21 protein-coding genes and 2 pseudogenes are annotated in these 24,549 nt (G+C 66.3%); 12 read left to right on the top strand and 11 right to left on the bottom strand.

What is annotated here, in order from left to right; translation table 11 throughout:
- Nucleotides 1-555 precede the first annotated feature (555 nt).
- Nucleotides 556-1,281 (top strand): AIM24 family protein, encoded by a 726-nt coding sequence (locus J4E96_RS09150; RefSeq protein WP_227425436.1) that lies wholly within the window; start codon nt 556-558, stop codon nt 1,279-1,281.
- Between the two features lie 1,328 nt (nt 1,282-2,609).
- On the opposite strand, the gene bla is transcribed toward J4E96_RS09150, so the two are convergent.
- Complete coding sequence (gene bla / locus J4E96_RS09155; RefSeq protein WP_227425437.1) at nt 2,610-3,548, bottom strand: class A beta-lactamase; 939 nt, start codon at nt 3,546-3,548, stop codon at nt 2,610-2,612.
- Between the two features lie 395 nt (nt 3,549-3,943).
- Here bla and J4E96_RS09160 point away from each other — a divergent pair, with 395 nt between their 5' ends.
- Nucleotides 3,944-5,482 (top strand): alpha/beta hydrolase, encoded by a 1,539-nt coding sequence (locus J4E96_RS09160; protein ID WP_227425438.1) that lies wholly within the window; start codon nt 3,944-3,946, stop codon nt 5,480-5,482.
- Nucleotides 5,483-5,813: 331 nt separating this feature from the next.
- Here the strand turns inward: J4E96_RS09160 and J4E96_RS09165 are convergent.
- Nucleotides 5,814-7,123 (bottom strand): annotated as a pseudogene (locus J4E96_RS09165) (ISL3 family transposase).
- 157 nt (nt 7,124-7,280) lie between these two features.
- Here J4E96_RS09165 and J4E96_RS09170 point away from each other — a divergent pair.
- The 3 genes from J4E96_RS09170 to J4E96_RS09180 all read left to right on the top strand — a co-directional run bounded on the left by J4E96_RS09170 (nt 7,281) and on the right by J4E96_RS09180 (nt 9,131).
- Entirely contained in the window at nt 7,281-7,721 is a 441-nt protein-coding gene (locus J4E96_RS09170) for a hypothetical protein (protein WP_227425439.1), read from the top strand.
- A 95-nt stretch (nt 7,722-7,816) separates the two neighbouring features.
- On the top strand, nt 7,817-8,527 hold the full coding sequence (locus tag J4E96_RS09175) for a helix-turn-helix domain-containing protein (RefSeq protein WP_227425440.1): 711 nt from the start codon (nt 7,817-7,819) through the stop codon (nt 8,525-8,527).
- A gap of 259 nt (nt 8,528-8,786) precedes the next feature.
- Nucleotides 8,787-9,131 (top strand): hypothetical protein, encoded by a 345-nt coding sequence (locus tag J4E96_RS09180; RefSeq protein WP_227425861.1) that lies wholly within the window; start codon nt 8,787-8,789, stop codon nt 9,129-9,131.
- A 48-nt stretch (nt 9,132-9,179) separates the two neighbouring features.
- Here J4E96_RS09180 and J4E96_RS09185 read toward each other — a convergent pair whose 3' ends face one another.
- Entirely contained in the window at nt 9,180-9,836 is a 657-nt protein-coding gene (locus J4E96_RS09185) for an NAD(P)H-binding protein (protein WP_227425441.1), read from the bottom strand.
- A 760-nt stretch (nt 9,837-10,596) separates the two neighbouring features.
- On the bottom strand, nt 10,597-11,304 hold the full coding sequence (locus J4E96_RS09190; RefSeq protein ID WP_227425442.1) for a CPBP family intramembrane glutamic endopeptidase: 708 nt from the start codon (nt 11,302-11,304) through the stop codon (nt 10,597-10,599).
- A 181-nt stretch (nt 11,305-11,485) separates the two neighbouring features.
- Between J4E96_RS09190 and J4E96_RS20410 the strand changes: the two genes are divergently transcribed.
- Together J4E96_RS20410 and J4E96_RS20415 are read left to right on the top strand one after the other, a co-directional pair.
- Nucleotides 11,486-11,770, top strand: coding sequence for a hypothetical protein (locus J4E96_RS20410; protein WP_406620436.1), 285 nt, complete (start codon nt 11,486-11,488; stop codon nt 11,768-11,770).
- 3 nt (nt 11,771-11,773) lie between these two features.
- On the top strand, nt 11,774-12,037 hold the full coding sequence (locus tag J4E96_RS20415) for a hypothetical protein (RefSeq protein ID WP_406620437.1): 264 nt from the start codon (nt 11,774-11,776) through the stop codon (nt 12,035-12,037).
- Nucleotides 12,038-12,322: 285 nt separating this feature from the next.
- Here J4E96_RS20415 and J4E96_RS09200 read toward each other — a convergent pair whose 3' ends face one another.
- A complete protein-coding gene (locus J4E96_RS09200) occupies nt 12,323-12,826 on the bottom strand; it encodes a sensor histidine kinase family protein (RefSeq protein ID WP_227425443.1) in 504 nt (167 codons plus the stop codon).
- Between the two features lie 193 nt (nt 12,827-13,019).
- Between J4E96_RS09200 and J4E96_RS09205 the strand changes: the two genes are divergently transcribed.
- A complete protein-coding gene (locus J4E96_RS09205; protein WP_227425444.1) occupies nt 13,020-14,765 on the top strand; it encodes a CocE/NonD family hydrolase in 1,746 nt (581 codons plus the stop codon).
- Between the two features lie 315 nt (nt 14,766-15,080).
- Here the strand turns inward: J4E96_RS09205 and J4E96_RS20420 are convergent.
- The 3 genes and pseudogenes from J4E96_RS20420 to istA form a co-directional block, all read right to left on the bottom strand.
- Nucleotides 15,081-15,661 (bottom strand): annotated as a pseudogene (locus J4E96_RS20420) (SDR family NAD(P)-dependent oxidoreductase).
- A 367-nt stretch (nt 15,662-16,028) separates the two neighbouring features.
- On the bottom strand, nt 16,029-16,811 hold the full coding sequence (istB, locus tag J4E96_RS09215; RefSeq protein ID WP_227425445.1) for an IS21-like element helper ATPase IstB: 783 nt from the start codon (nt 16,809-16,811) through the stop codon (nt 16,029-16,031).
- The gene (gene istA, locus J4E96_RS09220) at nt 16,811-18,046 is read right to left on the bottom strand and encodes an IS21 family transposase (RefSeq protein WP_319637777.1); all 1,236 of its coding nucleotides are present in this window, start codon (nt 18,044-18,046) and stop codon (nt 16,811-16,813) included. The genes istB and istA overlap by 1 nt, the downstream gene beginning before the upstream one ends.
- 273 nt (nt 18,047-18,319) lie before the next feature.
- Between istA and J4E96_RS09225 the strand changes: the two genes are divergently transcribed.
- The 3 genes from J4E96_RS09225 to J4E96_RS09235 all read left to right on the top strand — a co-directional run bounded on the left by J4E96_RS09225 (nt 18,320) and on the right by J4E96_RS09235 (nt 20,688).
- Complete coding sequence (locus J4E96_RS09225; RefSeq protein ID WP_227425446.1) at nt 18,320-19,246, top strand: ABC transporter ATP-binding protein; 927 nt, start codon at nt 18,320-18,322, stop codon at nt 19,244-19,246.
- A complete protein-coding gene (locus J4E96_RS09230) occupies nt 19,243-20,124 on the top strand; it encodes an ABC transporter permease subunit (RefSeq protein ID WP_227425447.1) in 882 nt (293 codons plus the stop codon). The genes J4E96_RS09225 and J4E96_RS09230 overlap by 4 nt, the downstream gene beginning before the upstream one ends.
- Nucleotides 20,125-20,199: 75 nt before the next feature.
- Entirely contained in the window at nt 20,200-20,688 is a 489-nt protein-coding gene (locus tag J4E96_RS09235) for an alpha/beta hydrolase (RefSeq protein WP_227425448.1), read from the top strand.
- A 741-nt stretch (nt 20,689-21,429) separates the two neighbouring features.
- Here the strand turns inward: J4E96_RS09235 and J4E96_RS09240 are convergent.
- Nucleotides 21,430-22,152, bottom strand: a complete 723-nt coding sequence (locus tag J4E96_RS09240) for a GOLPH3/VPS74 family protein (protein ID WP_227425449.1) — start codon at nt 22,150-22,152, stop codon at nt 21,430-21,432.
- Between the two features lie 159 nt (nt 22,153-22,311).
- Between J4E96_RS09240 and J4E96_RS09245 the strand changes: the two genes are divergently transcribed.
- Nucleotides 22,312-22,569: a hypothetical protein gene (locus J4E96_RS09245; protein WP_227425450.1), complete on the top strand. Its 258-nt coding sequence runs from the start codon at nt 22,312-22,314 to the stop codon at nt 22,567-22,569.
- Between the two features lie 128 nt (nt 22,570-22,697).
- Here J4E96_RS09245 and J4E96_RS09250 read toward each other — a convergent pair whose 3' ends face one another.
- Nucleotides 22,698-23,417 (bottom strand): ABC transporter permease, encoded by a 720-nt coding sequence (locus J4E96_RS09250; RefSeq protein ID WP_227425451.1) that lies wholly within the window; start codon nt 23,415-23,417, stop codon nt 22,698-22,700.
- Between the two features lie 22 nt (nt 23,418-23,439).
- A complete protein-coding gene (locus tag J4E96_RS09255; protein WP_227425452.1) occupies nt 23,440-24,336 on the bottom strand; it encodes an ABC transporter ATP-binding protein in 897 nt (298 codons plus the stop codon).
- Between the last annotated feature and the right edge of the window lie 213 nt (nt 24,337-24,549).

A 24,549-nucleotide genomic window follows, 5' to 3' on the forward strand; every position in this document is an offset into this window, starting at 1 on the left:
CCACGAGGGTGGCGGGGGCGGAGAGGCCGGCGGAGCCTGCCATTGCGGTGCGGCGCCGGGCGGCGGCGCCGGCGAACCGGCCGCTCCGGGCGGCGGTGGGAACGCGCTCTGGTTCCCCGTGCTGGCTGCCCCGGGCGCCGGCGGCGGAGACGTGTGCAGCGCGAACGAGCGGAGCGCACCGTGCTCATCCAGCTGTTGTAGAGCCGTCATCACCCGCACATGATCTTCGGGTCCAGCAGCGCGCCCGGTCGCCTCGAGGTACGTCAGGACTCCCAGGTCGCGGAAGTACTTGTCCGCATCACCAGCACCTGGAGGCCTCGGTGCACCTAGTCCCGAGTTGGTCAACGCCGTGTCAGCCTTCGCTGCAAGGTCGGTGGCCGCGGCCTTTGCCTTGTCCAAGAAGCCCATGTCAGTTCCTCCGCCAGAGGGTGCGCGGACCAGCGTTGATCTGCGCGTTCATCTTCGAATCAGACTACACAGACCGGAACATTTCGGTACAGTCAGGATCGGTCCGGTCTCGGGGCCGCGGACACGAGGCACGAGGAGACGACAGCGATGGCCGTTCACGGTTCCCTGTTCCAGGAGTTCCGGGAGAACACCTCCCAAGACCCCTTCTCGCTCCAGAACAAGAAGCTCCTGAAGGTCCAGATGGGCTTCGGTCCTGTGTGGGCCAAGACCGGTTCGATGGTCGCCTACCAGGGTGACGTCCACTTCGCGAACACCGGTTCGGGCGGTCTGGACAAGTTCGTCAAGTCCAAGCTGACCGGCGAGGGAGTGGACATGATGCAGTGCACCGGTGCGGGCGAGCTGTTCATCGCGGACGTCGCCTCCGAGATCCAGGTCATGTATCTGGAGGATGATGCGATCTCCGTGAACGGCGCCAACGTCCTCGCGTTCTCCTCCTCCATCGAGTGGGACATCCACCGCATCCACGCCAACGGCGCAATGATGGCTGGTGGACTGTTCAACGTGTCTATGCGCGGCACGGGATACGTCGCCATCACGACGAAAGGCGACCCAGTCGCGTTGGACGTCGCGAGCGCGCCGACCTTCGGTGACGCGCAGGCTGTCGTCATGTGGACCTCGGGGGTGACCATGGACGTCCGGGTTGACACCGGCGGCCTCAAATCCCTGCTGCGCGGCGGCAACGGTGAGACCATCCAGATGGCTTTTGGCGGTCAGGGCTATGTCCTCATCCAGCCGAGCGAGTCGGTAGTCCAGGGCGGGACCCAGAGCAGCAGCAGCCGAAGCGGCGGGCTCGGGGGACTGCTCGGCGGCTGAAGCGGCGTACGTCAGGTAGTAGGAGCCGGCTGGCCGTCACCGAGGTAACGACAGGCTTATCACCACCGCGACAGGGTGATCACGAACCACGCTGTGCCGCCACACAAGCGGGGAGTCTTGGTGGCGTGTGGCCGGGTGGGACCGGGGTGGTGAGGAGGCCCGGCCAGATACCGGGTGGATCTGCGTATGGGCGTCCAGGAGTCCAGGTGACACGGCGGTCGCGCTGGCCCAGCCGTTGGTACACGCGGCCCCGGTGGTCAGGAGGTGCTCGGTGAGAGAAGTTCATTTCTGACGAGTAAACGACGAGTAGGTCAGAATCTCTGAGTGGTCCGTACCACCTCCACGAGCGTTCCTGCATTTCAAAGCCTATTTCTAGTGCCCCGAGTGGGATTCGAACCCACACTGGATCGAGATCAGCGGGCGGAGTCTGATCTCTACTGTCCTTGACGATTTGCGGCGGTGACCTGCGAAGGAGCGAGTGCCGGGGGAGCGGTTGCCGTGGTTGCGCACGATCAAAATCAGCCATTCGCGACGAGTAAGTGGAGACTTTTCAACCATCCAAGACAGTTTCGCGGTGACTCAACGAGGCCCGTGCGCCGGTCCGCCACTGGTCGAAGAACTGCAACGTGAAGCTACGCCTCGTGGCGGCTGAGATCACCACCTCGGTGAGCCGCAAGCCCCCGAGTGAAGGAGACCCTTCGACCTCGGCCCGCATCCCCCAGGCGTTGCGCGCCCCCGCCCATCTCTTGCGCCGCCGGGGCGCTCGTCAAGGCGTAACTCGTTCTGTGGCGCGGGTGCTGTGTGATTCCGAGGACCAGCCCCACCTCGTGGACGGCTTGGACCGTATCGCCCGCGCCTCAGGCGGGATCACCCGGGACTGGCGCTGCGACCGGATGGTGACCGTCATCTCGCCTAGGACCGGGCGTGTGAGCGCGTCGTTCACGGGGGTCGCCAAGCAGTACGGGGTCGTGGTGCGTCCGTGCCCGCTGCGGGGACGCCCGGGTCCGGTCCACCCAGACCGGCAAGACCACCATCTGGGCGTTGGCCGCGACCGTACGGCTGGTCCGGTCCCGGCTCGGTTCCCCGCCGCAGGCCGTGGAGCGGACGGTCTCAGCGCAGGCGTTGGAGTCCTTCCGCGGCAACCGGTACTCGGTGCCGCCCGAGCTCGCCGGCGCGAAGTCACCGTCATGCTGCGCCTGGGGGCCGACCACGATCGACATCGTGACCACGCCCCGGCCCACGGTCGGGGTGGGCGGCCGCATCGGGATGGCCGACTCGATCTGTCGGCGGCCATGCGCTGAGGGCGCGGCTTCAGTTTCGGCACCGGGTCATTGCTCATCCACCGCGTCGAGGGCGGCGATCGCGGCCGCGGCCGCTTCCGCAATCAGTGCGTCGTCATACTCGGCATCCGGCTCGGCACGTCTGGACATGACCGAGATGATGATCGGCGCGCGCTCGGGCGGGCGAATGAGGGCCAGGTCGTTTCGGGTGCCGTACCCGCCTGCCCCGGACTTATCCCCGACGATCCAGTCCGCGGGAAGCTCGGCGCGGACCAAGGCATCACCTGTCTGCGTCGCGATCAGCCATGCCTCCAGTTGGGACTTCTCAGGGTCGGTGAGTCGATCGCCGAACAGGTACTCATCGAGGTTGGCGGCGAATGCTCGCGGCGTGGTCGTGTCTCGATCGTCGCCGGGCAGAGCTTCGTTCAGATCCGGTTCGGCGCGCGAGACCACCGAGGTCTCATCGCCAAGTTCGATCAGCGCTGCGCCAAGGCTGGCGGGGCCACCGAGCGCATCGAACATGAGATTGGCGGCGGTGTTATCGCTGACGGTGATTGCGGCCTCAGCAATCTCGCCCAGTGTCATTGTGCCGCCGATGTGGAGCTCGGTGACCGGGGAATACGTGACAATGTCGGCCGCGTCGATCGGCACAGTTCTCGCCAATCCGGCCAGTCCCACTGTGTCGAGCACGGCCGCAGCAGCCATAGCTTTGACAGTGGACGCGTAGGCGAACCGTTCGTCATCTCTCCACGCCACCTCGGCCCAGGTTGCCGTATCCAGGGCATAGACGCCGAGTCTCGCATCGTATTTCTCCTCGAGGTTCGCGAATTCGCCCGCCGCTTGCGCAGACCCTTCGGCCGACGAGAGGGTTGGTGGCGAGCTCGAAGCGGCGGGCGAAGTCACCGCCGCGCACCCGGTCAGTCCCAATCCGGCGAGCGTGAGCGTGGCGAGGCGAACTCGAACGTGTCGAACGGTGGGGGAGGTCATTCGTCGAGTCAAACCTGTGACCTTGGGGCACAGTCAACCGGCTAGCCGTTGGAGGTCCAGTTCTGAACGATGAGCGGCGAGAGCACCCCGGCGTCCCCTCGTCAGCGGGCGGAAAGCAACGAAAAACGTCTTCACGGGGCCGGCAACGATCAGTTCCGCAACGCGCGCGGGATCATTGTCGCGATGTGCAGCGGCTTCGGGGGTGGGGACGCGGTCGGACTTGACCCTGGCCCGAGGTCACAGTTTCTAGTGGTCCCCATGGTTCCCAGGCCATTCGCGCGAGCCCTCGGTCGAGCAAAGAGTTCGCCCAACCTCAAAGCCGCGGTGCCGCTGACGGCGTCGCTCCAGATCAAGGAGAACAGATGTCGACTAATAGATTCAGTGGATGGCGTCGGGTGGCAGCTGTCGCGGTGTCGGGAGCGCTCTTAGTCGCGTTGGCTGGGTGCGCGTCGCCGAAGACCGAAGGCGCCACGGCAGAGGGCGCGCTCGATAGGTTCTACTCGCAGGACCTCACGTGGGAGGAATGCGGAGACTACGCGGTCACGGCGCTCGACGAGAAGTATTTCCCGCTTTCGCCCGAATCGGAGTGCGCACGGCTCGAGGTGCCGTTGGCCTACTCCGACCCTCGAGGCGAGACAGCGTCGGTTGCAGTGGTCCGGATCGCTGCCCGGGGCGAATCGATGGGCTCGTTGCTCTACAACCCGGGCGGCCCGGGAGTAGCCGGACTTCTCACGACGATAGCTGCATCGGTGACAATGGCGGAGAGCGCGATTACCGAGCGCTTCGACCTGATCGGATTCGACCCCCGCGGGGTCGGCGCCACCAAGCCGGCCGTTGATTGCTACTCCGAAGACAACCAGACGGCGGGCGATGAGGTGTTCGAACGCCTCGGCACAGTCGCGCCGGCGCTCACCGAGGCAGACACCCGTGCTCTCGTCGAGCGGTGCGCTGAGGGATCGGGAGGCATGGAGGCCCTCGCGAACGTGGGGAGCCGCACCACCGCTCACGACATGGACGTGCTCCGCGAGGCGCTCGGCGAGGACAAGCTCAACTTCCTCGGACAAAGCTACGGCTCGCGCCTCGGCACGGTTTACGCCGAGGAGTTCCCCGAGAACGTCCGGGCGATGATCCTCGACGGAGCATTCGATCCCACGATGCCGCTGCAGGATCGACTGCCCGCGTCCTACAGCGGATTTCAGGCGACATTCGACGCTATGGCAGCCTCGTGCGCGACGCAGCAAGACTGCCCGTTGGGCACCGACCCCGCCGGATGGACCGCGGCGTTCCAAGCCATCGTTCAGCCGCTCGGGAAGAGTCCGGTACCCGCGCTGGACGCGGAGCTCAATTTTGAGACTGCTCTCGGCGGCGTGATGGGCGGCTTGTACTCGCCCGATTCGTGGCCGCGTATCGTCGCCGGCCTACAGGAGGTGCAGCAGGGACGTGGAGACCAGCTGCTCGAACTCGCGAACGGCGTAGGCGGCTTTGAGGTCGAGGCCGATACCTCCGACGGCAGCCTAGAGGCGCTCATGGCGATCAACTGCGTCGATGAAACAATGCTCTCGTCCGGCGACCTCGCACAGCTGCGCGCGGATGCCTACGAGCAGGCGCCGTTCATGGACCCGGGCACCGACGTGACCAAGGAAGCCCGCTATCAGTGCGCCGATTGGCCGGCGACCGGCGAGCTGAACATTCCCATCGCGCAGGACATTGAAGGGCTTCCCGCTACGCTCGTCGTGTCGATCACGGGCGACCCCACCACGCCGCACTCGAACGGGGTCAGCCTCGCCGACTCGCTCGGCAGCACTCTGCTGACGGTTGAGGGCGAAGGCCACACCGTCGTCTCATCGGGCGGCAGCCCGTGCGTGGACGAGATCGCCGCGGCGTACCTCATCGACCTCGAACTGCCCGTCGGCGAGTTGTCGTGCGCACTCTGACCCGCTTCCCGTGCCGGTCCGACGCCAGCAAGAGTCCTGAGAAGGAGTACGCATGACGTCGCAAGGAAATCACAGTTCCCCACCCCGCCTGATCGATGTCTAGGAGCTCTTCGCAGATCCGGTAGCCGCCAGTCCGTCGATCTCTCCGGACGGAGCGCGGATCGCCCATCTCACACCGGCTAACGGGCCGACGCAATTATCTTCAGGACGCCGACGGCTACGAGGACGGGCGCCTGCACCGGGTCGACCTCTGCAGACCGGACGAGCCGGCAGTCAACTCTTCACCTCTGCCGCCCGGGTCGCGGGTCTTCGGCGCTGACCCTTTGCCGGCTCATCGCATTCGAGGGTGTAGTTGGGGTCGGAAGCCACCGGTTTCCAGGAGACTGCGCGCGATGTAGTGGGCGAGGTTCCGGAACCCCAGGGCTGAGCCGCGCAGGTGTTCGAGTCGGCCGTTGATCGCCTCCGTCGGCCCGTTGCTCGTGCCGGGTCTATCGAAGTAGGCCAGCACGTCGGCGGCTCGCTTCTTCAAGGTCCGTCCGAGGGTGATGACCTCGCGCAGCGCGGCGGGGACGCCGGAGCTGACCGAGGCGATCAGCTGTTCCATCAGGGTTCGCCCGTGCTGGCGGTCGGGGTGGCGGTAGGCAGCGACCATCTGCTGGTAGACGCCCCAGGTGGCTTCGACCTCGACGTGCTCGTCGGCCGCGAACAGGGCCTCGAGCCGGGCCCGCTGCCGGTCGGTGAGCAGGTCGACGCCGGTGTGCAGGGTGCGCCGCGCCCGGTAGAGCGGATCGTCCTTGTGCCCGCGGTGACCGTGCAGGTCTTGCTGGACCCGGCGCCGGCACCGGTCCATCGCGTCTGCACCCAGACGCGCGACGTGGAAGGGATCCATGACTGCGACGGCCTCGGGTAGCTCTTCGGCGGCGGCGGTCTTGAAGCCGGTGAACCCGTCCATCGCGACGACCTCCACCCGCGCCCGCCAGTCCTCGGGGCGCTCGGCGAGCCAGGTCTTGAAGACCTGTTTGGAGCGGCCCGGCACCATGTCGAGCAACCGCGCGGTCCCGGTGCCGTCCCTGATCGGGGTGAGGTCGATGATGACGGTGACGAACTTGTCGCCGCGGCGGGTGTGGCGCCACACGTGCTCATCGACGCCGATCACGGCCACGCCGTTGAACCGGGTCGGGTCCTCGATGAGCCGGCGTTGTCCTTCGGCCAGGACCGCGTTGTTGGCCGTGTTCCACGACACCGCCAACGCCTCCGCGATCCGCGCGACCGTCAGATGCTGGACCACCAGTGCTTCTAACGCCCACCGGACCGCGCGCCGGGACAGCTTCGCCCGGGCTCGGCCGCAGCGTCGGCGTCTTGGCGCCACACGTGTGCGCAGCCTGGGCACCGGTACCGGCGCAGCCGGACTTCCAGCACGGTGGGGCGCCACCCGAACGGCTCGTGCGCGAGCCGGCGCACGAGCGAGTCCCGCGCAACGCCTTCGGCCCCGCACCGGCGACACCACTGGTCCTGCGCGGCGACCCGGCAGGACAGCACGGCGCGGTCGGGCTCGAGGCGTTGGCCGACGACGACGAGACCGAGCTCGTCGACGCGAGTGAACGTGGTCAAGTCAGGGTCACCGAAGGTAGTTTCGAACACGTCGAGGTCTTCCGGCTGGGCTGTGTGAGAACTCCCATCATCGGAAGGCCTCGACCTCTACCCAGACACCGACGCGCCGCCCGCGATCAGACCGCCGCTACACCCTCGATTGCGAAGAGCCCCTTTGCCGTCGCACCCGGGCAGCATGACTGTCGCAATGAACAAGCGAACCGCCTCGACCGACCTCTTCCTCATCGAGGTCGCCACGGGTGAAACGACCCTCCAGCATGAGCAGACCGATCCAATGGAGAACGTTCTGCTCGACCAGGACGGGTCGCCGGTGTTCTCCATCCACATCACCGAGGACGGCTTGTTTGAGTTCTCGGCGATCGATCGTCGAACCGGTGCGCGGGTGCTCCTGGACCAGGTGGGAGGTGCCGAGTGCCCCGAGGGCGTGCCGCCACAGTTGGTCACTCCTGACGGGACGCCGCGTCGGCTGGCAGGTGCGGTCGTTCATGCTGTCGCGGGCGGCCGCGATGGACCGCCTGAACCCGAAGTGCCCGGATACTACGCCGAATCGAGCGTCGTCACGCAGTTGACGCGACCAGCGCAGCACCGCCGCCGACCAAGGCCGACACTTCGTCGTCACCTACGGTGACGTCAGAGGGCCTCCTCGTAGTCGCCCACGGCGTCGCCCTACAATCGTGACGAGGTCGAGCCGAATTGTCGCCGGCGTGGCAGGGGAGTCTCACCATGGCGTGGAGCACGAAGCAGCTTGCCAAGCTAGCGGGTACGACCGTCAAGGCGATCAGGCACTACCACGAGATCGAGCTTCTCGACGAGCCCCATCGAGCGTCTAACGGCTACAAGCAATACGAGGTTCGTCACCTTGTGAGTCTGCTGCGAATCACTCGGTTGACGGACCTCGGCATGCCGCTCGCACAGATCGCGGCGATGGGGAGGGTTGACGTCGACCCGGATGTCGCGCTACGAGAACTGGACGAGGAACTGAAGGTCACCATCGCGCGGTTGAGCCGCGTGAGAGCCGAGCTCTCGCTGCTTCTCGGGCAGCGATCGTCGACGGACATGCCGGCCGGCCTCGGCCCTCTGGTTGCGGACTTGTCCGAGACGGATCGATCTATGTTGCTCGTCTACTCACGGGTCTTCGGCCTCGCAGAGTTGCGCGATCTCCGCCAAAACATGGTCGACATGAGAACAAACTCCGCCGCGGGGGAGTTCGACGCACTGCCGCCGGATGCGGACGAGGCGACACGCCAGACGCTCGCGGAGCAGTATGCGCCGCAGTTGAGCGCTCTCATCAGTCGTTACCCCTGGATGAGTGACCGCGGATCGCGAACGTTGCACGGTGCGGCATTCACCGAAAGAACCATCCGCCAGGCCCTGGGCGACCTCTACAACCCTGCCCAGCTCGACGTCTATGGCAGGATCCGTCGGATGCTGTAGAACGACCAGGCCCCGTAAGCGACGTTCGGATGCGGCGTCGGCCCTTCACGTGCCCGAGGGGATTGAGCTTACTAGTTGTACTGCCCACGGACGTTGGTTGAGGGAGTGTGCCACGCGCGGTAGCGGGTCGTGGACAGGCGAAGACCTCCGGTCGTGCAGTGGAGCTGCTGAGATTCCGCCCGACGACCAGGAGGTCTTTGCGTCCCACGCTAGCGCTCCTTTGACTGCGCGTCGCCGGCTACGCGGGGCGCGTCTGATCGTGGAGGAGGGGTGGCCGGGCGCGTTGGCCGCCCGCCGCTACGACGTGTCCCGGCCCGGGGTTACCGCCCGGTCTCGTCGAACCCTTGCGAGCATCACGTCGGCCCTGGCCCAGGACATCCGCGCCGCGCAGCGCAATGTCGACATCGACCAATCGGCCGACGCTGACCGGCTCGCCTGCCTCGTGCTCGCGGTGCTGCGAGGCATCGAGGCACTCGGTAAGGCAGGGACCGGCTCCAGCCAGTTGCAGGGCATCGCAGAAACCGCCATCGATCTCATTCCCCGGGCGAGCCCTGCATCCATCAACCGAGACCGAGCAGCACCAACGATCCCTCGGCGACCGTAGGAGCGCCCGCGGCGCGCTGGAATGGTCGGGCCCCGGTCTGCGGCCGCGCTAACGCTGTCGAACGTTCGCCCGAACGGCGTCGCGTATCGGAGTCGACCCGGTGTTCAACTCGAGAATCTGGCGTCCGATGCGTGGCTCGCACAGGAGCTCTGCAAGGGTCTCCGCGACGTCCTGTCGGGAAATGTCGCCGTGAAATTCCGCCGGACCGAGTGAGATCATGCCTTTAGCGGGATCGTCGTGCAGCAGGGCCGGGCGAACTACGAGCCAATTGAGATCGCTACGCGTGACGGCGACGTCGGCCTCCTTCTTCACGGCAAAGTAGTACTCGACGTCTTCGCCGAGGTCGCGCTCACGCCAAGACTCCGGCAGCACGGAGACAAGCACGAACCGCTGGATCCCAGCGAGGCGAGCGGCTGCGATGGCCGTGGCAACACCGTCGCCGTCGATGGCCTTCGTGATCACTCTGGCGCCCCCGTTCGACCCAGCCGTGTACACGATCGCGTCGGCATCACTGAAGGCGGCCGCCAGCTCGTTGGGCGACATTGTCGCGATGTCGCCGACCGCGGCGTCCACACCCCGAGCTTGGAGCTCAGCCCGTTGGTCATCTCGTCGCACGAGCCCGGCTACGGCGACGTCTCGGGTGCTCAGGCTTTCGGTAAGCAGTCCACCGACTGCGCCGCTGATGCCGATGATGAAGACCTTCATTTGTCTCTCGCTTTCCATTCCGCGCATGTGGGCCGCACGTACCCCGCCAGTCACGCTACTGCGCAAGACGATCTGTGCTATCCCGCGGGCAAAGATCACCTACGGGTCATCGCGCATGCGAACGAGCAAAGACTGTCTTCAGTAGGCTCATCTGACGGGCCCTCCGCCGTTTGGCGGCGGCATCGCGCCTGCCTCGTCGCCAGAAACATATGAGTTGGCGGGAAGGAAGTCCTCAATCGAGTTCAGCCTCTCGAAAGCCGACTCGCTTCGGCATTTTTCCGGGAAGAAGGGTACCGCAGTCGTCGCACGCCATTCGGTGCGCACGGCGAGCGTGTGGGCGGTGATGACGGCGGGGACCACTATGAGCGGGGTCAGCAGAAGGTCCAATGGCGCCACCGGCATCCGGCACGCGGTCGTGACCGCATAGTGGCAAGGGTGCCCGGTGCCGAAGCGGCAGAACGGCGCAGGAGAGCACGGCGATCACGTAGGCGGCGGCAGGCGGCGCTGACAGCGTGTCGTCGCCTTGGAAGACGCCGCCGAGCAGACAGAACGCGAACGCCGCCGCCGCGATCGCTCGCTCCCGCCACCACCTACGGCGTGGTCGCGTGAGAAGGCCAGCCGGGTTCGTGGCCGCGCTCGTCGCTCAGGTGGTGAGCACTGCGTTTGCGACCACATTGGCCAACATCGCACGGCTCGCCTAACCAGTGTTTGAGCACCGTGAAACTAGCGCACCCATCTGGATCAGGTGCATCGAGGCCGGTTAGCCGGTGACGGTCGCGCTGACGACGGGCAGCAGAAACACCGTCGCGTTGTTGACGCCGTGCAGCATCACGCCGGGCCAGATCGAGCCGGACCAGCGGAACAGGACTGCGGTAAGGACTCCGACAATGAACGCCACGATCATGACCGGATTGATTCCATGTGCGACCGCGAAGATGGCAGCGCTCACGATGATGCCGACCAATGGGCCAAAACGGGCGAGCACGGTGTTGGCGACCACGCCGCGAAAGAACGCTTCTTCCCCGATGGGGGTGATGATCGCTCCGGCGACCAAGGTGAACATGAGCGACATCAGGCCTCCCTCTGCTCCGGCCTGGTAGGTCGTCTGAACGTTCTGAACATCGCCGCTCATCAGCGCGTACACGACGACCGCGGTGGATCCGATGACGAAGGCGGCGAGCCCAAGCGCTGCACCGACGATCAACTGGCGACTGCTGGCTCGGCGAAATCCGAAGGCCGACAGTCCTCTGATGCGAATCCGGGCCGCGACCGCCAACGCGATCATCCCCATCAGCCCTGAAACCACCAGTCCGACGACCCCCGAAATCGCGTCGTCTGCGATGAGCGGCAACAACACCGCCACGAGAGCGAACGAGGCGGCGTAGGCCGCCGCGCCAGCGAAGAGTTCGGGCCAACCGGGGGCGGCGATTTTGCGCCCGGCGAGCGTGTCATTCGTCAACGTGGTCACCTGGTACTCCAAGTTGTGCGTCCGTTGTGCTCGGTTAGAAGATGGGCTTCAATCAGAAGATTGACCTCATGTGCTGGTGCTGATCGCTCGGAGGGCGCGCGTCCACCACTGTGTCCGTCTGCGGCTGCTGACGACAGATCGATTGCACTCCCTGCCCCAGGGGCAGGGTCAAATAGACGGAATGTGCGCCTCGGCCCAACTTCCGGGCCACATCCCCGGGACGCGCCCCGGGCGCAAGGTCTTGATCCGGATCGACGGCGCCGGCGCTACCCACGCGGCCCTGGACTGGCGCACCACCCACCGACTGTCGTACTCGGTCGGCTACTCCCTGCCCGCGGCGTCTGGCCTGCTCGAACTCATCCCGACGGACGTGTGGGCGCCGGCGTTGGACGCGCACGACGAGGTTCGCGACGGCGCGTGGGTCGCCGAGCTCACCGACCTGCTCCACCTGAACGCCTGGCCCTAAGGCATGCGCGTGATCGTCTGCAAGCGCCCCCACCCCGGTGCGCAGCTGACCATCACCGACACCGACGGCACCCCATCGCCGTGTTCGCTACGAACGCGGCCACCGGCGGGTCCGGGCACCCAACTCCCCGACCTCGAGATCCGCCACAGCCGGCGGGCCCATTGCGAGGACCGGATACGCAGCGCCAAGGACACCGGGCTTCGCGCGTTCCTGCTGTTCGACTTCGGCGATCCCGGGTCGATCCGTCGAAGCAGAACCAAGGACTGAAGCAGGACGAAGGAATATAGATCACCCGAATAGCGATCTCTACCAGTACCCATCCAAAGTAGTGGCGGTTTGAGTTGTCATCGCCAACATTGTCTCGAGCACGAAGTAGCGGCGGAACGTGTGTGGCGCGCTTCATCTCGCGCTGCCTTGAATCCCGGTGAGTGTCGGGCAAGCGGGCCTGAACGGGTCGCTCAGTCGTCCCGCGGAAGGCTTCAGGCCCCTGCACGAGATCCGGGCTTGTCATTGCTCGGCGTCGTAAGGATGGCCGATGCGGTCACGCCGCCTTCAGGGCGAGGGGTCGGGTGGATCGTGCCGTCGTCGCCTCGACGATGCGTGAGGCGAGGTGAAGGCCGAGCCCGTGTGAGGGGGCAATCGATGAGCCGCCCGTGTCCGCCGTTCGCGGGTGCGTGAGCCGCCGAGGTCACGGGTGAACGGCTCCATCGCGAGAGCGAGTTGGCCAGCGTCGATGACTGTTCCGGAGTTCTCGACGACCAGCGTCGCGATCTCTCCGGGTCGGTTCGGCAGGCTCTGTGTGCAAAGGCGTACGTCGGCCCATTTGTCCGAGGGCAGGTTGTACCGAACCGAGTTGCGGGGCAGATTGTCCACAACGCGTAGGAGCAGGTCGGGGTCGCCTGCGACGACTGCGGGGCAGAGGTCCGAACGAACATTGATCTTTCGCTCGGTTGCTTCCCCTTGCAGGTCGTCTAGCGCGTCCTCGAGAACGACGTCGAGCGCGACAGGCTTGCGGACGATCGGGCCACGATCGAGCGCCGACAGTTGGTGAAGCACCGTGCGAGCCCACTGGCCTCGCAGGCGTGGTCAGGCCGACCTTTCCTGACTTCTCCTTCAGGTCAAGCTCGAGGAGCTTCATCGTGCCAACGCTCCCGCGTACCGAGCCCCGGCTGGTAGGGCCGCCGTGTCACACATCCCGGTGACACTGCGGCACTGCAGCGGGTGGAGGTCTTCGAGTGCCATGGGAGGCATGACAGAACAACGCTCGCGATATCGGAGAACTCACGCACAGATCGCGCTGAAGGTCGTTTCGCTGGCCGTGCTGATCTCGGGATGCAGTGCGGCGGCGGCATCCGCGGCCGCTGACGTGTCCACGAGCGCAGGCGTCACACATTCGGACAACCCGCGCGTACCAGAGGGTGCGGCCTGGTCGCAGGAGTATTTTCCTTCCGCCGACGACACGAACACCGAGCTGCACGCCGATGTCCTCTTGCCGGAAGGCCTGGGTGACGGTGAGAAGGTCACACCGATCGTCTCGATCGGCCCGTACTTCAGCCATATCGGTCAGGTCAGTCCCGAAGGGCACACGCAGGCCGGACCATCGAAACGCTTCACGGATCTGATCTCGGAGGGCAAAGCCCTCGAGCGGGGATATGCAGTAGTACTTGTCGACGGTCGTGGGTTCGGAGGCTCGACGGGCTGCCAGGATGCCGGCGGCCCAGGAGAACGTGCCGACGTGACGGCGGCGATCGAATGGGCGGCCGCGCAGCCCTGGTCGACCGGCCAGGTCGGGATGTTCGGTAAGTCGTATGACGCGATGACCGGTCTCATCGGAAACAATCTGGGGCTCGACCCGCTCGGCGCGGTTGTCGCGCAGGAGCCCATCTGGGACTTGGAACGGAATTTCTGGTCTGGCGGCATCCCCCGCGCGACGACGGTCAGCATCGGCACCGTGTACGGGAGCTCGGCGTGGCTGCCGGGAATGCCGGATGACGAGGCGCGGTACCAGGCAAACGCCGCCCTCATCGACCCGGCCTGCCGCCTGCAGTACATGGCCGACCTGACATCCGCAGATCCCGGGTTCTGGGATCAGCGCGATTTTGCCTCTCTAGCGAAGGGCACCGATACTCCCTTGCTCGTAACCCAGGGATTCACCGAGTGGAACACTGAGGCCGAAGGCATGCGGGAGTTCCTCGACAATCATGAAGGCCCGGAACGAGCATGGCTCGGGCCCTGGGATCACGTGCGCGGCAATGACGCCGACCCCGCGAACGGCGCGCTGCTGATGGGGCGGGCCGGCTGGTACGACGAGGTCTTTGCCTTCTACGACGAGCACCTCAAGGGTGCTGCAGCGCGTCCCGATCTGCCGGCCTTCGCAGTACAGGACAACACCGGAGCCTGGCGCAGTGAGAAGACATGGCCCTCCACAGACGTTTCGCAGAGGATTCAGCTCGACAACGGGCGATACCTGGACAACGGCGGCACTCGCGACTCCGGCAATCCGGAGGGGGATCCGAACAGCTTCATTAACTGGTCGACGCCGGTGACGACGCCGACCCGCGTGACCGGTACACCTGAACTGACGTTCACGGCACAGGGCCACGGTAATGTCTTGGTTCGCTTGTACGATGTGGCGCCCGACGGAACGGCGACCTGGTTCAACGAGCAGGCAGCCGCCGTGGTCCCGGGAAGCCGCACGGTGGAGCTCAGGTCAAACGACTGGACGCTTGCCGAAGGACATCAGCTCGCCATCGAGATCGGCACGATCCCGCCCGCGGGCGCGAACCCGCACCTCAGCAACGACTGGATCGATTCCCCCAGCGGCACGAGGATCCACGTTTCCAACCCGGAGATCAGCCTTCAGCTCGACAATCCCGCTGAGGACGCACCAACGCAAGGTGATCGGGCCAAGTACCTGGACACCTACCTTGTGCTCGCCAAGGACGAGCTCGCACCGACGAAGGGCACCTTCGTGCTTGGAGCCTCTGGGCACTAGGCACGGCAGATTGGGCCTGGGCGGCGCTCAGGGTGCAGATGGCGCAGACGGTCTCGGCGCACCACCCCGCGTGTTTGGGTGCCCGAGGCGATGGGTTGGGATCGGCGCAACGCCTGGATTGCCTGCGTGGGGAACCCGACGGCGCACCACTTGCTGGGCATGGGCGCGGTGAGGGCAGTTGGCAGGGCAGGCACGGTCTTTACCAGATCTGGAACTCGGAAGGTTCCATGATCAGCGCAAGGGCCGTGCCTGCCCTACCGTCAGCACCCGCGCGTTGCACCTGCAAACACCGAGGTCAACCGACCGGCGATCGTGCTACGCGCCGTATCCGCCGTCGATTCTCAGTATCGCGCCGGTGATGGAGGACGCCCCGGGGCTGGCGAGGAAGACGACGCCTGCGGCGATCTCCTCCGATCGGCCGTACCTCCCCATCGCCGTGTTGGGAAGGAACATGGCTGCGGCCGGGCTGTCGGCGGGTTTCATGTGCGTGTCGAAGAACCCGGTCTGAATCACATTGACCGTGATGCCGCGGTGCGCCAGATCCCGTGCCGCGCCCAGGCTGTAGCCCTCGACGGCCGCCTTGGAGGCTGCATAGTCGGCCATCCCGGGAAAGCCGGCCCGCGTCGCCGCGCCGGTACGGATGCTCACGATCCGCCCACCGTTCGGCAGCAGCGGGAAGCCTCCCTGATCGCGGCCACGACGCCGGTGTAGTTCACCGCGAGCTGGCGGTCGAGGGCAGACGCGTCGGCGTCCTCGCTGTCGATCGGGGCAGCAACGGTGAGGCCCGCGTTGTTGACCAGGATGTCCAGTCGCCCGAACTGCTGGGCGACGCTCTGGATGAGACGTGCCGATTGCGTCGAGTCCGCCTGGTCGGCGTGGAAGTTCGCCGCACGCAACCCCCTTCGCCTTTAGATCAGCGACGACTGCTTCGGCCTGATCGGCTGAGGACGCCTAGCTGATCGCGACGTCAGCTCCTTCGTCACTGGATCCGGTCGCGCTCGCACGCGCCCTCCCCGCTACACAGCAGTGGATCGTGTTCATGGAACCGGGATGGACACGGCCACGCTCAGCCCAACAGCACGATCACTCGCGGCTCAGCTGTCGCCAGCACCTTCCGGCGACTGAATCGACAGGTGAAGCCGGGGAATCCGAGCGGACCGTCGAGACATCGCCCTGGTAGTTCGGGTGCACGAAGGAGTGTCAACGTCGGTCGAAAGTGAACCCCGTGTCGTCGGCTGAAAGTGGACCCCTCTGCGGTGTTGGTTAGTCGTCGGTCGGGCCTGGCGCGCGGCCGAGGTCGCGGTTCTTGAGTCGGTAGGAGTCGCCTTTGAGGGCGATGACTTCGGCGTGGTGGACGAGGCGGTCGATCATGGCGGCGGCGACGGTGTCGTCGCCGAGGACTTCTCCCCAGCGCCCGAAGGGCTTGTTGGAGGTGACGATCAGGGACGCTCGTTCATAGCGGGCGGAGACGAGCTGGAAGAATAGGTTCGCCGCTTCGGGCTCGAACGGGATGTAGCCGACTTCGTCGATGACGAGCAGCGGGTAGCGACCCAGGCGGCGTAGCTCGTCTTGGAGCCGGTTGTCGTGGTGAGCGCCGGCGAGCCGGTCGACCCATTGGGACGCGGTCGCGAACAGGACGCGGTGGCCGGCTTGGCAGGCGCGGATCGCTAACCCGGTCGCGAGGTGGGTTTTGCCGGTGCCGGGCGGGCCGAGGAACACGACGTTGTCCCGGGCCGCGACGAAGTCGAGAGTGCCGAGGTGGGCGATCAGGTCGCGTTTGAGGCCGCGGGCGTGGTCGTAGTCAAAGTCCTCGAGCGACTTGCGGCCAGGGAACCGGGCAGCCCGGATGCGGCCTTCGCCGCCGTGGGTCTCGCGGGCGGAGACCTCCCGTTGCAAACACGCGGCCAGGAACTCCTCGTGGGTCCACGCCTCGGCGCGGGCGCGTTCGGCGAGCCGGTCGACGGCCTCACGCACCGTTGGGGCCTTCAGCGCTCGGGTCAAGAACGCGATCTCCGCGCCCACGTCTCGGGTCTTGGTGGCGCTCATCAGGCCACGTCCGTCAGACCGAACTGGCGGTCGTACTCACGCAGGTCACGCTGCTCGACGTCCTCGCCGGCTACCTGCGGACCCGGTTGCGCAGTGATTTCAGCGGCGGCGGATGGCATCGCCAGGGCGGCGGCGCGGTGCACCGAGTCAGTGATCGTCTGCTGCCGGGCCCAGCACCGCTGGTGGGCAGCGACCTCGCGCCCGGCGAGGTGGACGCTGACCTGTTCAAGGTCCGCGGTCACGACGACCTTGCGGCCGACCGCGACCGGGTCGACGGAGTAGTCGTTGGAGTCCAACCGGACGTAGTGGTCGCGGGGCAGGCGCACCGTCGTGGTCCAGCCGACCTGCGGGGCCACCGGCGCCAACGTGAGCATCGCGGCCTGGTCCGCGGCCCACCGGGTCACCGGTGCGCACCCGATCCGGAGGTGATGGCGCCCATTGGCCCGGACCAACCACTGCACCAACTGGGTGTTGAAGTCGCCTGGGCCGGTGAAGGTGCGCCCGGGCAGGAACGAGGTCTCGAAGTACCCGTTGACCCGCTCGACCAGCCCCTTGGCCTCGGGATCGCGCGGGCGGCACTGGTGCACCGCGATGCCCAACATCCCGCGGAACGCCTCGAACTCGTCGGCGAGCTTGGGCTTACCCGCCCGCCAGGACCCCACTGCCGGTTCGTTGTCCCAGACCAGCTCCTTGGGGACCGCGCCCATCTGCTGGAGCAAGATCCAGTGCCCGGCGATCAGATCCAGTGCCTGCCGGGTCGGGATCATCCGGGCGAAGATCATCCGCGAGTACCCCGACACCATCACCAGCACCGGCGGGCTGTCGGTATGACCGAACCCGACCGGGATCTGCGCCGGCGGGAACCACAGATCGCACTGCACCCGCTCGCCCGGGTCGTACTGGGTGCGCGAAGCAGGGTCCGGCGGCAGGTAGTACGGCCGCAACTCCCGGACCCGGTCCTTCAAGACCGTGATCGAGCGGTCCCACCCGATCCGCTCCGCGATCACCGTCGCCGGCATGTCCGGGACCGCCTGCAACAGCTCACGCACCGCAGGCTCCACCGCGTCAACGATCGACCCCACAGGCTGCCGCACGTACTTCGGCGGAGCATCCCGCGCGAGCGCCCGGCGCACCGCGTTCCTCGAGATACCCAGCCGACGCGCAATCGCCTTGATCGCCATCGACTCGACCCGATGCAGCCGACGGATCTCTGCCCAGTCCTCCACACTCATCACCCTCCACAGCGTCGCGCAGGGGGTGCACTTTCAGCCGACGCCACGGGGTCATTCTTCAGCCGTCGCCGACAAGGAGCCCTTGTTCAGGACGAGGTGGGGGAGGTGAGGCGGTCGCATTCGCCCTCAGAGCAAATCACCGCGGCGGCGCGGTCCGTCGATTTGACTCTGCCCCTAGGGCAGGGATTTCAATCGATCCGTCGTCCGCATCCGCAGACGAAAACCGGTGGACACGTGCCTTCCGAGCGATCAGCACCAAGATATGAGGTCAGTCTCTTGATTGAAGCCCACTCTCTGACCAAGCGTTACGGCGCCAAGACCGCCGTCGACGCCATCGATTTCACCGTGCGCCCGGGCTTGGTCACCGGATTCCTCGGACCTAACGGCGCCGGAAAGTCGACGACGATGCGGATGATCGTGGGGCTCGACCGGCCGTCCGACGGCTCGGTCACAGTGAATGGCAAACCGTACGCCCAGCACCGTGCGCCCCGGCATCAGGTCGGGGCACTGCTCGACGCCAGAGCGGTGCACCCCGGCCGAAGTGCCCGCAACCACCTGCTGGCGATCGCGGCGACCCATCGCATCGGCAAGAAGCGCGTGGACGAGGTCATCGGCATCACCGGTCTCGAATCCGTGGCGCGTCAGCGCGCGGGCGGATTCTCGCTCGGCATGGGCCAGCGACTCGGCCTCGCCGCGGCGCTCCTCGGTGACCCGGCCACCCTCATCCTCGACGAGCCGGTCAACGGTCTCGATCCAGAGGGCGTGGCCTGGGTGCGTGTGTTCCTGCGCAGCCTCGCCGCCGAGGGGCGCACCGTGTTCCTCTCCTCGCACCTGATGAGCGAAATGGCACAGACCGCCGACCACATCATCGTTCTCGGACGAGGGAGGGTCGTCGCGGATGCGCCGGTCGGCGAGATCCTCGCGGGGGCTGGGGCCGGCACGGTGAGGGTGCGCTCGCCCCGCGCGGAGCAGCTCGCCGGAATCCTCGAGACAGAGGGCGGAGCAGTGACGCTCGTCGAGAGCGACGTGCTCTCGGTCACGGGCATCGATGCTGAGCGCATCGCAGAGCTGGCCGCCGCGGCGGGCGTGGTGGTCTACGAGCTCACCCCGATCGCAGGCTCCCTCGAAGACGCTTATATGGCGCTGACCCGCGACGAGGTCGAGTACCACACGACACAGACCCTCGCGGAGGAGAACCGATGAGCGCGACCGCCACGAAAGTGTTCACGCCCTCGGGCCACAACCTCGGTTTCGGGGGCATCGTGTGGTCGGAATGGATCAAGCTCCGCAGCATCCGCTCGACCTGGTGGCTGTACGGGACGATGCTCGCGTTCACCGTTGGTGTGGGCGCGCAGCTGGCGTCGTCCCTCGGCTTCGGCAATGCGGACGTCGAACCCACCCGCGAGGCCGTGCAGGCCTTGGGGGTGAACGCGAGCACGGTGAGCACCGACTTCACCGCCTTGATCGTGAGCGTTCTCGCCGTGCTGTTCATGGCTGGTGAATACGGATCGGGAATGATCGGCACGACGCTGACGTCCGTTCCGAAGCGCGTGCCCGCCCTGCTGGGCAAGGCGTTGGTCTTCGCCGTGGCGACGTTCGTCATGAGCACCGTCGCTGTCGCGATCACCATCCCGCTCTCCGTTGCCATGCTGTCAGGAAGGGGCATCGACATCGACCTGGGCGACCCGCTCTACTGGCGCGCGCAGCTGGGAGTGGTGCTCTACCTAGTGCTGGCTGGTCTCATCGCTCTCGCGATCGGTGCGATCCTCCGCAGCACCGCCGGCGGCATCGCGGGCGCGCTCGGCCTGTCGTTCGCGGTACCGATCGCGGTGAGCTTGTTCATCCGAAGCTCGTCAGAGGTGTGGGTTCAGAACGTCCAGGCACTGCTCCCGACAGAACTAGGGAGAATCCTCTTCAGCCACCCAGGACAGTGGGCCTTCATCGCGCCCGGCACGTCGCCGGTGCAACCACCAGCTGGCGTCTGGGTACTTCAACCCTGGCAGGCAGGACTGCTGCTCGTTGCATGGGTAGTCGCGCTGCTCGCCGTCGCCGCCATGCTCCTCAAGCGCCGCGACGCCTAACCATCGGTCCCCCCTCGCGAGCTGACTTGACACCGCCCAGCATGGCAGTGAGTGGTCCGCTCAGACGAGCCCGGCGTGGAGAACCAGCTGAAGGAATTGGCGCCTGACGTCGCCGGCTCCGACGACACGCACGCTGAGCCTTCTCCCAACGACAACAGCTCGGTGTTCCTCGCGGTGACATGCGATAACACGAGACTCTCCGGGGACGTCTCGGACTACCAGCGTGCCGTCGCCAAGGATCGCAAGCAGTGCCGGGTGTTCGGCGCCGCGACAGCCAACATCATGCCGTGCGCCTTCTGGCCGTACGAACAGGCGGAAGTACCGGTCGCTATGGTCGACGACGCGCCCGAAAACAATCTGATTGTGCAGCACCGTCGCGACCCGGTCACGCCCTACGCAGGTAGCGCGATGCTGCATGAGAGGTTCGACAACCGTTCGAAGCCGGTGAGCGTCGATGGGAGCGGCCACGGCGTCTTCATCTACGGCGACAGTGCGTGCGCAGACAACCTCACCACGACCTTCCTGGTCGACGGGAAGATGCCGTCGAAGGACAGAAGATGCTGAGCGGGCGGCGAGCCGGAACAACAGCCCCTCCGGTTCGGCGCGGTCGACGGACGGTCCGCGCACTCGAGGCGCTCGGTAGTGACGCTATGTCATTAAATGCGGTGACGGGTCGTGAAAGGTGACGGTGCTGGGTCGTGACGGTGCGGTGGCCATCGTCGAGATCGTCCGGGACGGTCAGGGTGCGAAGTCGGGCGCACGCGTAGCTGAAGCCGTTGAGGTTCCTACCGTCGGGCGTCGTGGTCGTAGGGCGAGCACCTTGCAACCACGACGTGAGCTCGAGCCAGCTGGCCCGATTGCGCAGCAGATCGGGTTCTAGGTGACGTCGGACGGTGGGAACACGCGCTGCCTGTTGCGTCGGCGGCGCGGCCGTGACCTCCGCAGCGCGCTCGTTGCCGGTCGCGCAGCTCGAGATGGCCACAGTGGGCTTGAGTGCGAGCGCACGCGAATGCGCTCTTGTGAGCTCGGACTTCACGTCCCAGGCGTACAGCACCAAGGCGGCGTGGGTGGACACGTTCCGGCGGGGACCGCGGCAGATTCGACCGCGACCAAGCCGATCCGGCGTGTGACGCGAAGCTTCACTGTCCTACCACGCCGAGGGTGATCTCCGGACAGCCCGGTAGTCGGCGGGCCCGATTGAGGGCCGGTATTGCTGAAGGGGCGAAACAAAGTTCGGGGACCATGCCTGAAGCAAACGCCAACTCGTGCGCGGAGCGGGGGAGAGAGTTCGAACTACGGGAGCACTCAGTCGGGGCGGGCGAGCGTAGCCAAGGTTGTTGCGAACGCATTGCCCACGACCTGCGTGACGAGTGTGGCGACGATGATCTCCGAGGCGGCCCGAGCGCCCCACTCGCCCCGCTCGAATTTCTTACCCCGGGTGTAGACCTCTCCCGACCAAGGTATGTCGGCGTGCATCGCGGCGAGATTCCCGCTCGCTGAGAGCAGCGCGATGAGTGCAGCGGTACGGCCATCGGGCTCGACGCCATCCACCAGTGCCGCCCGAACTGGACCGAGCAAGCGCTCCCGTGTATCGGTGATGCCACCCTTGAGCGCATGTGTCGGGATAAGTCCGAGGAACCGGTGCGGAACCCGGCGAATCTCACCCCTCTTCACGAGGGCGTTGAGGGTGCTCTCCCTTGATCGCGGGCCGATATCGACCACGAGCGATCTAATCTTTCTCGCTGAGCTGGGGACGCGCTTCCACGCCCCTCGCATGAGCGGATCCGCGGGACCGTCTCCGACGGCGTGCGCGCCGCGCTTTCCGACGTCGAGTTCGATGTGGCCGCCGATGGCGAGCTCGGTGAGCATCGCGCCGCCGAGGGTGTACATCAACGTCAGCCCCTCGCCGGAGATTGCACCATTGCGGGGGTTGAAAAGCAAAAGCATGACAATCTCAGGGAGGGTGGGCTCCGCACCCGCACTGCGGGCCAGGCCGTCTGAAGAAACACCCGCGGTCACGTCGCTCATTCCAGGCCCCTGTCGATCGGGCTTTGCGCGAACTGACGTGTAGTCCTCGTCATCGCGCCCTCCACCGTTGGTACTCCCCGGACACCGAGGAAAGCAATCCCACCGACGATCGACTCGGGCCGTCCGAGTCGTCGGAGTGCGATGCTCTGGGTGAGATTCGTGTCCTGGTCCATCGTGTGTTTCCTTCCTTTGGGGCGTTGTGAAGAGCCGCTGGCTCTTGCGTGCCACCATGTCGAGCTGCGCCTGGTCGTATCATTCAGTCAAGGCATCGCTCGTCGTTCTGTCAGCGAATGCCTGAATGCTGAGGCGAGAGTTGTGAGGCGACCAGGCAAGAAATTCGACCTCATCGCCGACCTCATCGGCCGACCAACCGATCGCATCCCGTCGAATGGCGCGCACGATACGTCAACGACATGAACGCACGGTTGCGCAACGGGCAGGCCCGCATCGCCGCCGGTCCTTCCCCTGACGCGTCCAGAGTTCCACCTACGCCCGTCAGTCCCGCGTCCATACCCGCCCGGTGCACGTTGCCGGCGTGTTCTCGGTCACCGTCGCGGCTCCCAGCGGAACAGCCGTGAGGCGAGCGCGATCGCTACGACGACCCAGGCGAGGGTCGGGATGAGCAAGAGCAGGGAGTCGGCAAGGGGGACCCCGCCGTTCCAGGCGTTGACGACCAGCTCCGTGGCTGAGCCGCCGGGTAGCAGCCGTTTGAGCGGGGCGAGGCTGTCGGTGCCGGTGATAGCGACCCAGTTGACCACGGCGATGGTGCCTAGGCTGAGCGGCAAGGTGGTGACCTGGGCGTGCTCGGGAGAGTTCGTCACCCCGGCCGTTGCCATGGCCAGGGCCAGCATCATCACGAACGCCGCAGCGATCGCCGCCACGAGGAGCAGGACGTTGGCGGGCCGCCCACTGACTGTGGCGAATGCCCCGAGAATCAGCCCGACCTGGAGGAGGGAGATGGCGCCCACGGGGAGCACCAGTCCGGAAAGGATGGCCGGGTCGCTGACCGCGGTGGAGCGCAGCCGCTTGAGGAAGAGGGTCTGCCGACGAGCGGCAAGGGTGGTCACCACGGTGGTGTACAGGCTGAACGCGCCGATGGTGAACACGATCACGGCCGCGATGTAGCCGAGGCTGCCGATGCGCTCGAACACGTCGCGGTTGTAGATGAAGAACGCGCTCGCGGCAACGGGCGGGATGAGGTTGGCGACCAGGAGGGCGCGGTTGCGGAGGATCTGGCTGAGTTCGCTGCGTGCGATGGGAAGCATGGTGGGTTCCGTTTCTGGGTTCTCAGGCGGGTGCCGGCTCGGTGTCCATGGCGCGGAAGACGTCGTCCAGCCGGGTCGGGGCGGCGGACAGCTCGCGAAGATCGACCGCCTGCACATCTGCCCAGTCGAGCAGCTGCTTGAGGTCCGCCTGCAGGTGGAAGGTCTCAATCAGATAGGACCGGTCGGACACCGGTGCGGAGTGCATCGGTGGCGCGGGGGCGTTGGGGGCGAGGGAGAACTGGATCGTCGCGGGCAGGGCCCGGGTCAGTTCGGGCACGGTTCCCTGGCGGCGCAGGAGGCCGCGGTGCATTAGTCCGACGCGGTCGGCGTGCTGCTGCGCCTCTTCGAGGTAGTGGGTCGTCAGCACGATGGTGGAGCCGTCCTCGCGCAGCTGCTCGACGGCGTCCCAGAGGGCGTCGCGGGATTGGATGTCCAGCCCCGTGGTGGGCTCGTCCAGGACGATCAGCTCGGGTCGTCCGTATACGGCGGTGGCGAAGTCGAGGCGCCGCTTCTCGCCGCCGGAAAGCGAAGACACCCTGGTGTCGGTCTTGCTCGTGAGGTCGACGAGGCCGAGTACCCGGTCGACCGTGTCGGTGCGCTCGGTGAGGTGTCCGATCAGCCGGACGGATTCGGAGACGGTGAGATCGGGGGAGAACCCGCTGTCCTGGAGCATGATCCCCATCCGGGGTCGTACCGCTCGCCGGTTCGTCGGGTTCGTGCCGAAGACGCGCACCGCGCCCGAGGAGGCCTTGCGGTGCCCTTCGATGACTTCCAGGGCGGAGGTCTTGCCAGCCCCGTTGGTGCCGAGCAGGGCGTACAGCTCCCCCCGCTCGACCTGGAACGACAGGTCCTTCACGGCATGAAAGTCGCCGTAGGTGACGTTCAGCGTGTCGACGTCGATGATGGTCTCGGATGTCATGCCTCCATCCCACGTGCCGCCGGCGTTGGCGCCCAGTGCCGCGACGTCATCTCGTGGGCGTGACATTTGTGGGCGAATCCCGTGACATGGCGTCACTGAGGGGCCGGACCTGCGGGAGCGATACTGGAGGACTAGTCAGCTCATCGACCAGGAAGCTCCCCATGGACGCTCGACCCCCTCGCCGGGCACTGGGACCTCGTCCGGCAGTGCGTC

Source organism: Pengzhenrongella sicca, assembly GCF_017569225.1.
GTDB classification, from domain to species: domain Bacteria; phylum Actinomycetota; class Actinomycetes; order Actinomycetales; family Cellulomonadaceae; genus Pengzhenrongella; species Pengzhenrongella sicca.

Bases quoted from the DNA above. Each gene is read 5' to 3' on its own strand.
- J4E96_RS09150 (WP_227425436.1), top strand. From the start codon at position 556: ATGGCCGTTCACGGTTCCCTGTTCCAGGAGTTCCGGGAGAACACCTCC.
- bla (WP_227425437.1), bottom strand. From the start codon at position 3,548: ATGACCTCCCCCACCGTTCGACACGTTCGAGTTCGCCTCGCCACGCTC.
- J4E96_RS09170 (WP_227425439.1), top strand. From the start codon at position 7,281: ATGAACAAGCGAACCGCCTCGACCGACCTCTTCCTCATCGAGGTCGCC.
- J4E96_RS09175 (WP_227425440.1), top strand. From the start codon at position 7,817: ATGGCGTGGAGCACGAAGCAGCTTGCCAAGCTAGCGGGTACGACCGTC.
- J4E96_RS09185 (WP_227425441.1), bottom strand. From the start codon at position 9,836: ATGAAGGTCTTCATCATCGGCATCAGCGGCGCAGTCGGTGGACTGCTT.
- J4E96_RS20410 (WP_406620436.1), top strand. From the start codon at position 11,486: ATGTGCGCCTCGGCCCAACTTCCGGGCCACATCCCCGGGACGCGCCCC.
- J4E96_RS20415 (WP_406620437.1), top strand. From the start codon at position 11,774: ATGCGCGTGATCGTCTGCAAGCGCCCCCACCCCGGTGCGCAGCTGACC.
- J4E96_RS09205 (WP_227425444.1), top strand. From the start codon at position 13,020: ATGACAGAACAACGCTCGCGATATCGGAGAACTCACGCACAGATCGCG.
- istB (WP_227425445.1), bottom strand. From the start codon at position 16,811: ATGAGCGCCACCAAGACCCGAGACGTGGGCGCGGAGATCGCGTTCTTG.
- J4E96_RS09230 (WP_227425447.1), top strand. From the start codon at position 19,243: ATGAGCGCGACCGCCACGAAAGTGTTCACGCCCTCGGGCCACAACCTC.
- J4E96_RS09240 (WP_227425449.1), bottom strand. From the start codon at position 22,152: ATGAGCGACGTGACCGCGGGTGTTTCTTCAGACGGCCTGGCCCGCAGT.
- J4E96_RS09250 (WP_227425451.1), bottom strand. From the start codon at position 23,417: ATGCTTCCCATCGCACGCAGCGAACTCAGCCAGATCCTCCGCAACCGC.
- J4E96_RS09255 (WP_227425452.1), bottom strand. From the start codon at position 24,336: ATGACATCCGAGACCATCATCGACGTCGACACGCTGAACGTCACCTAC.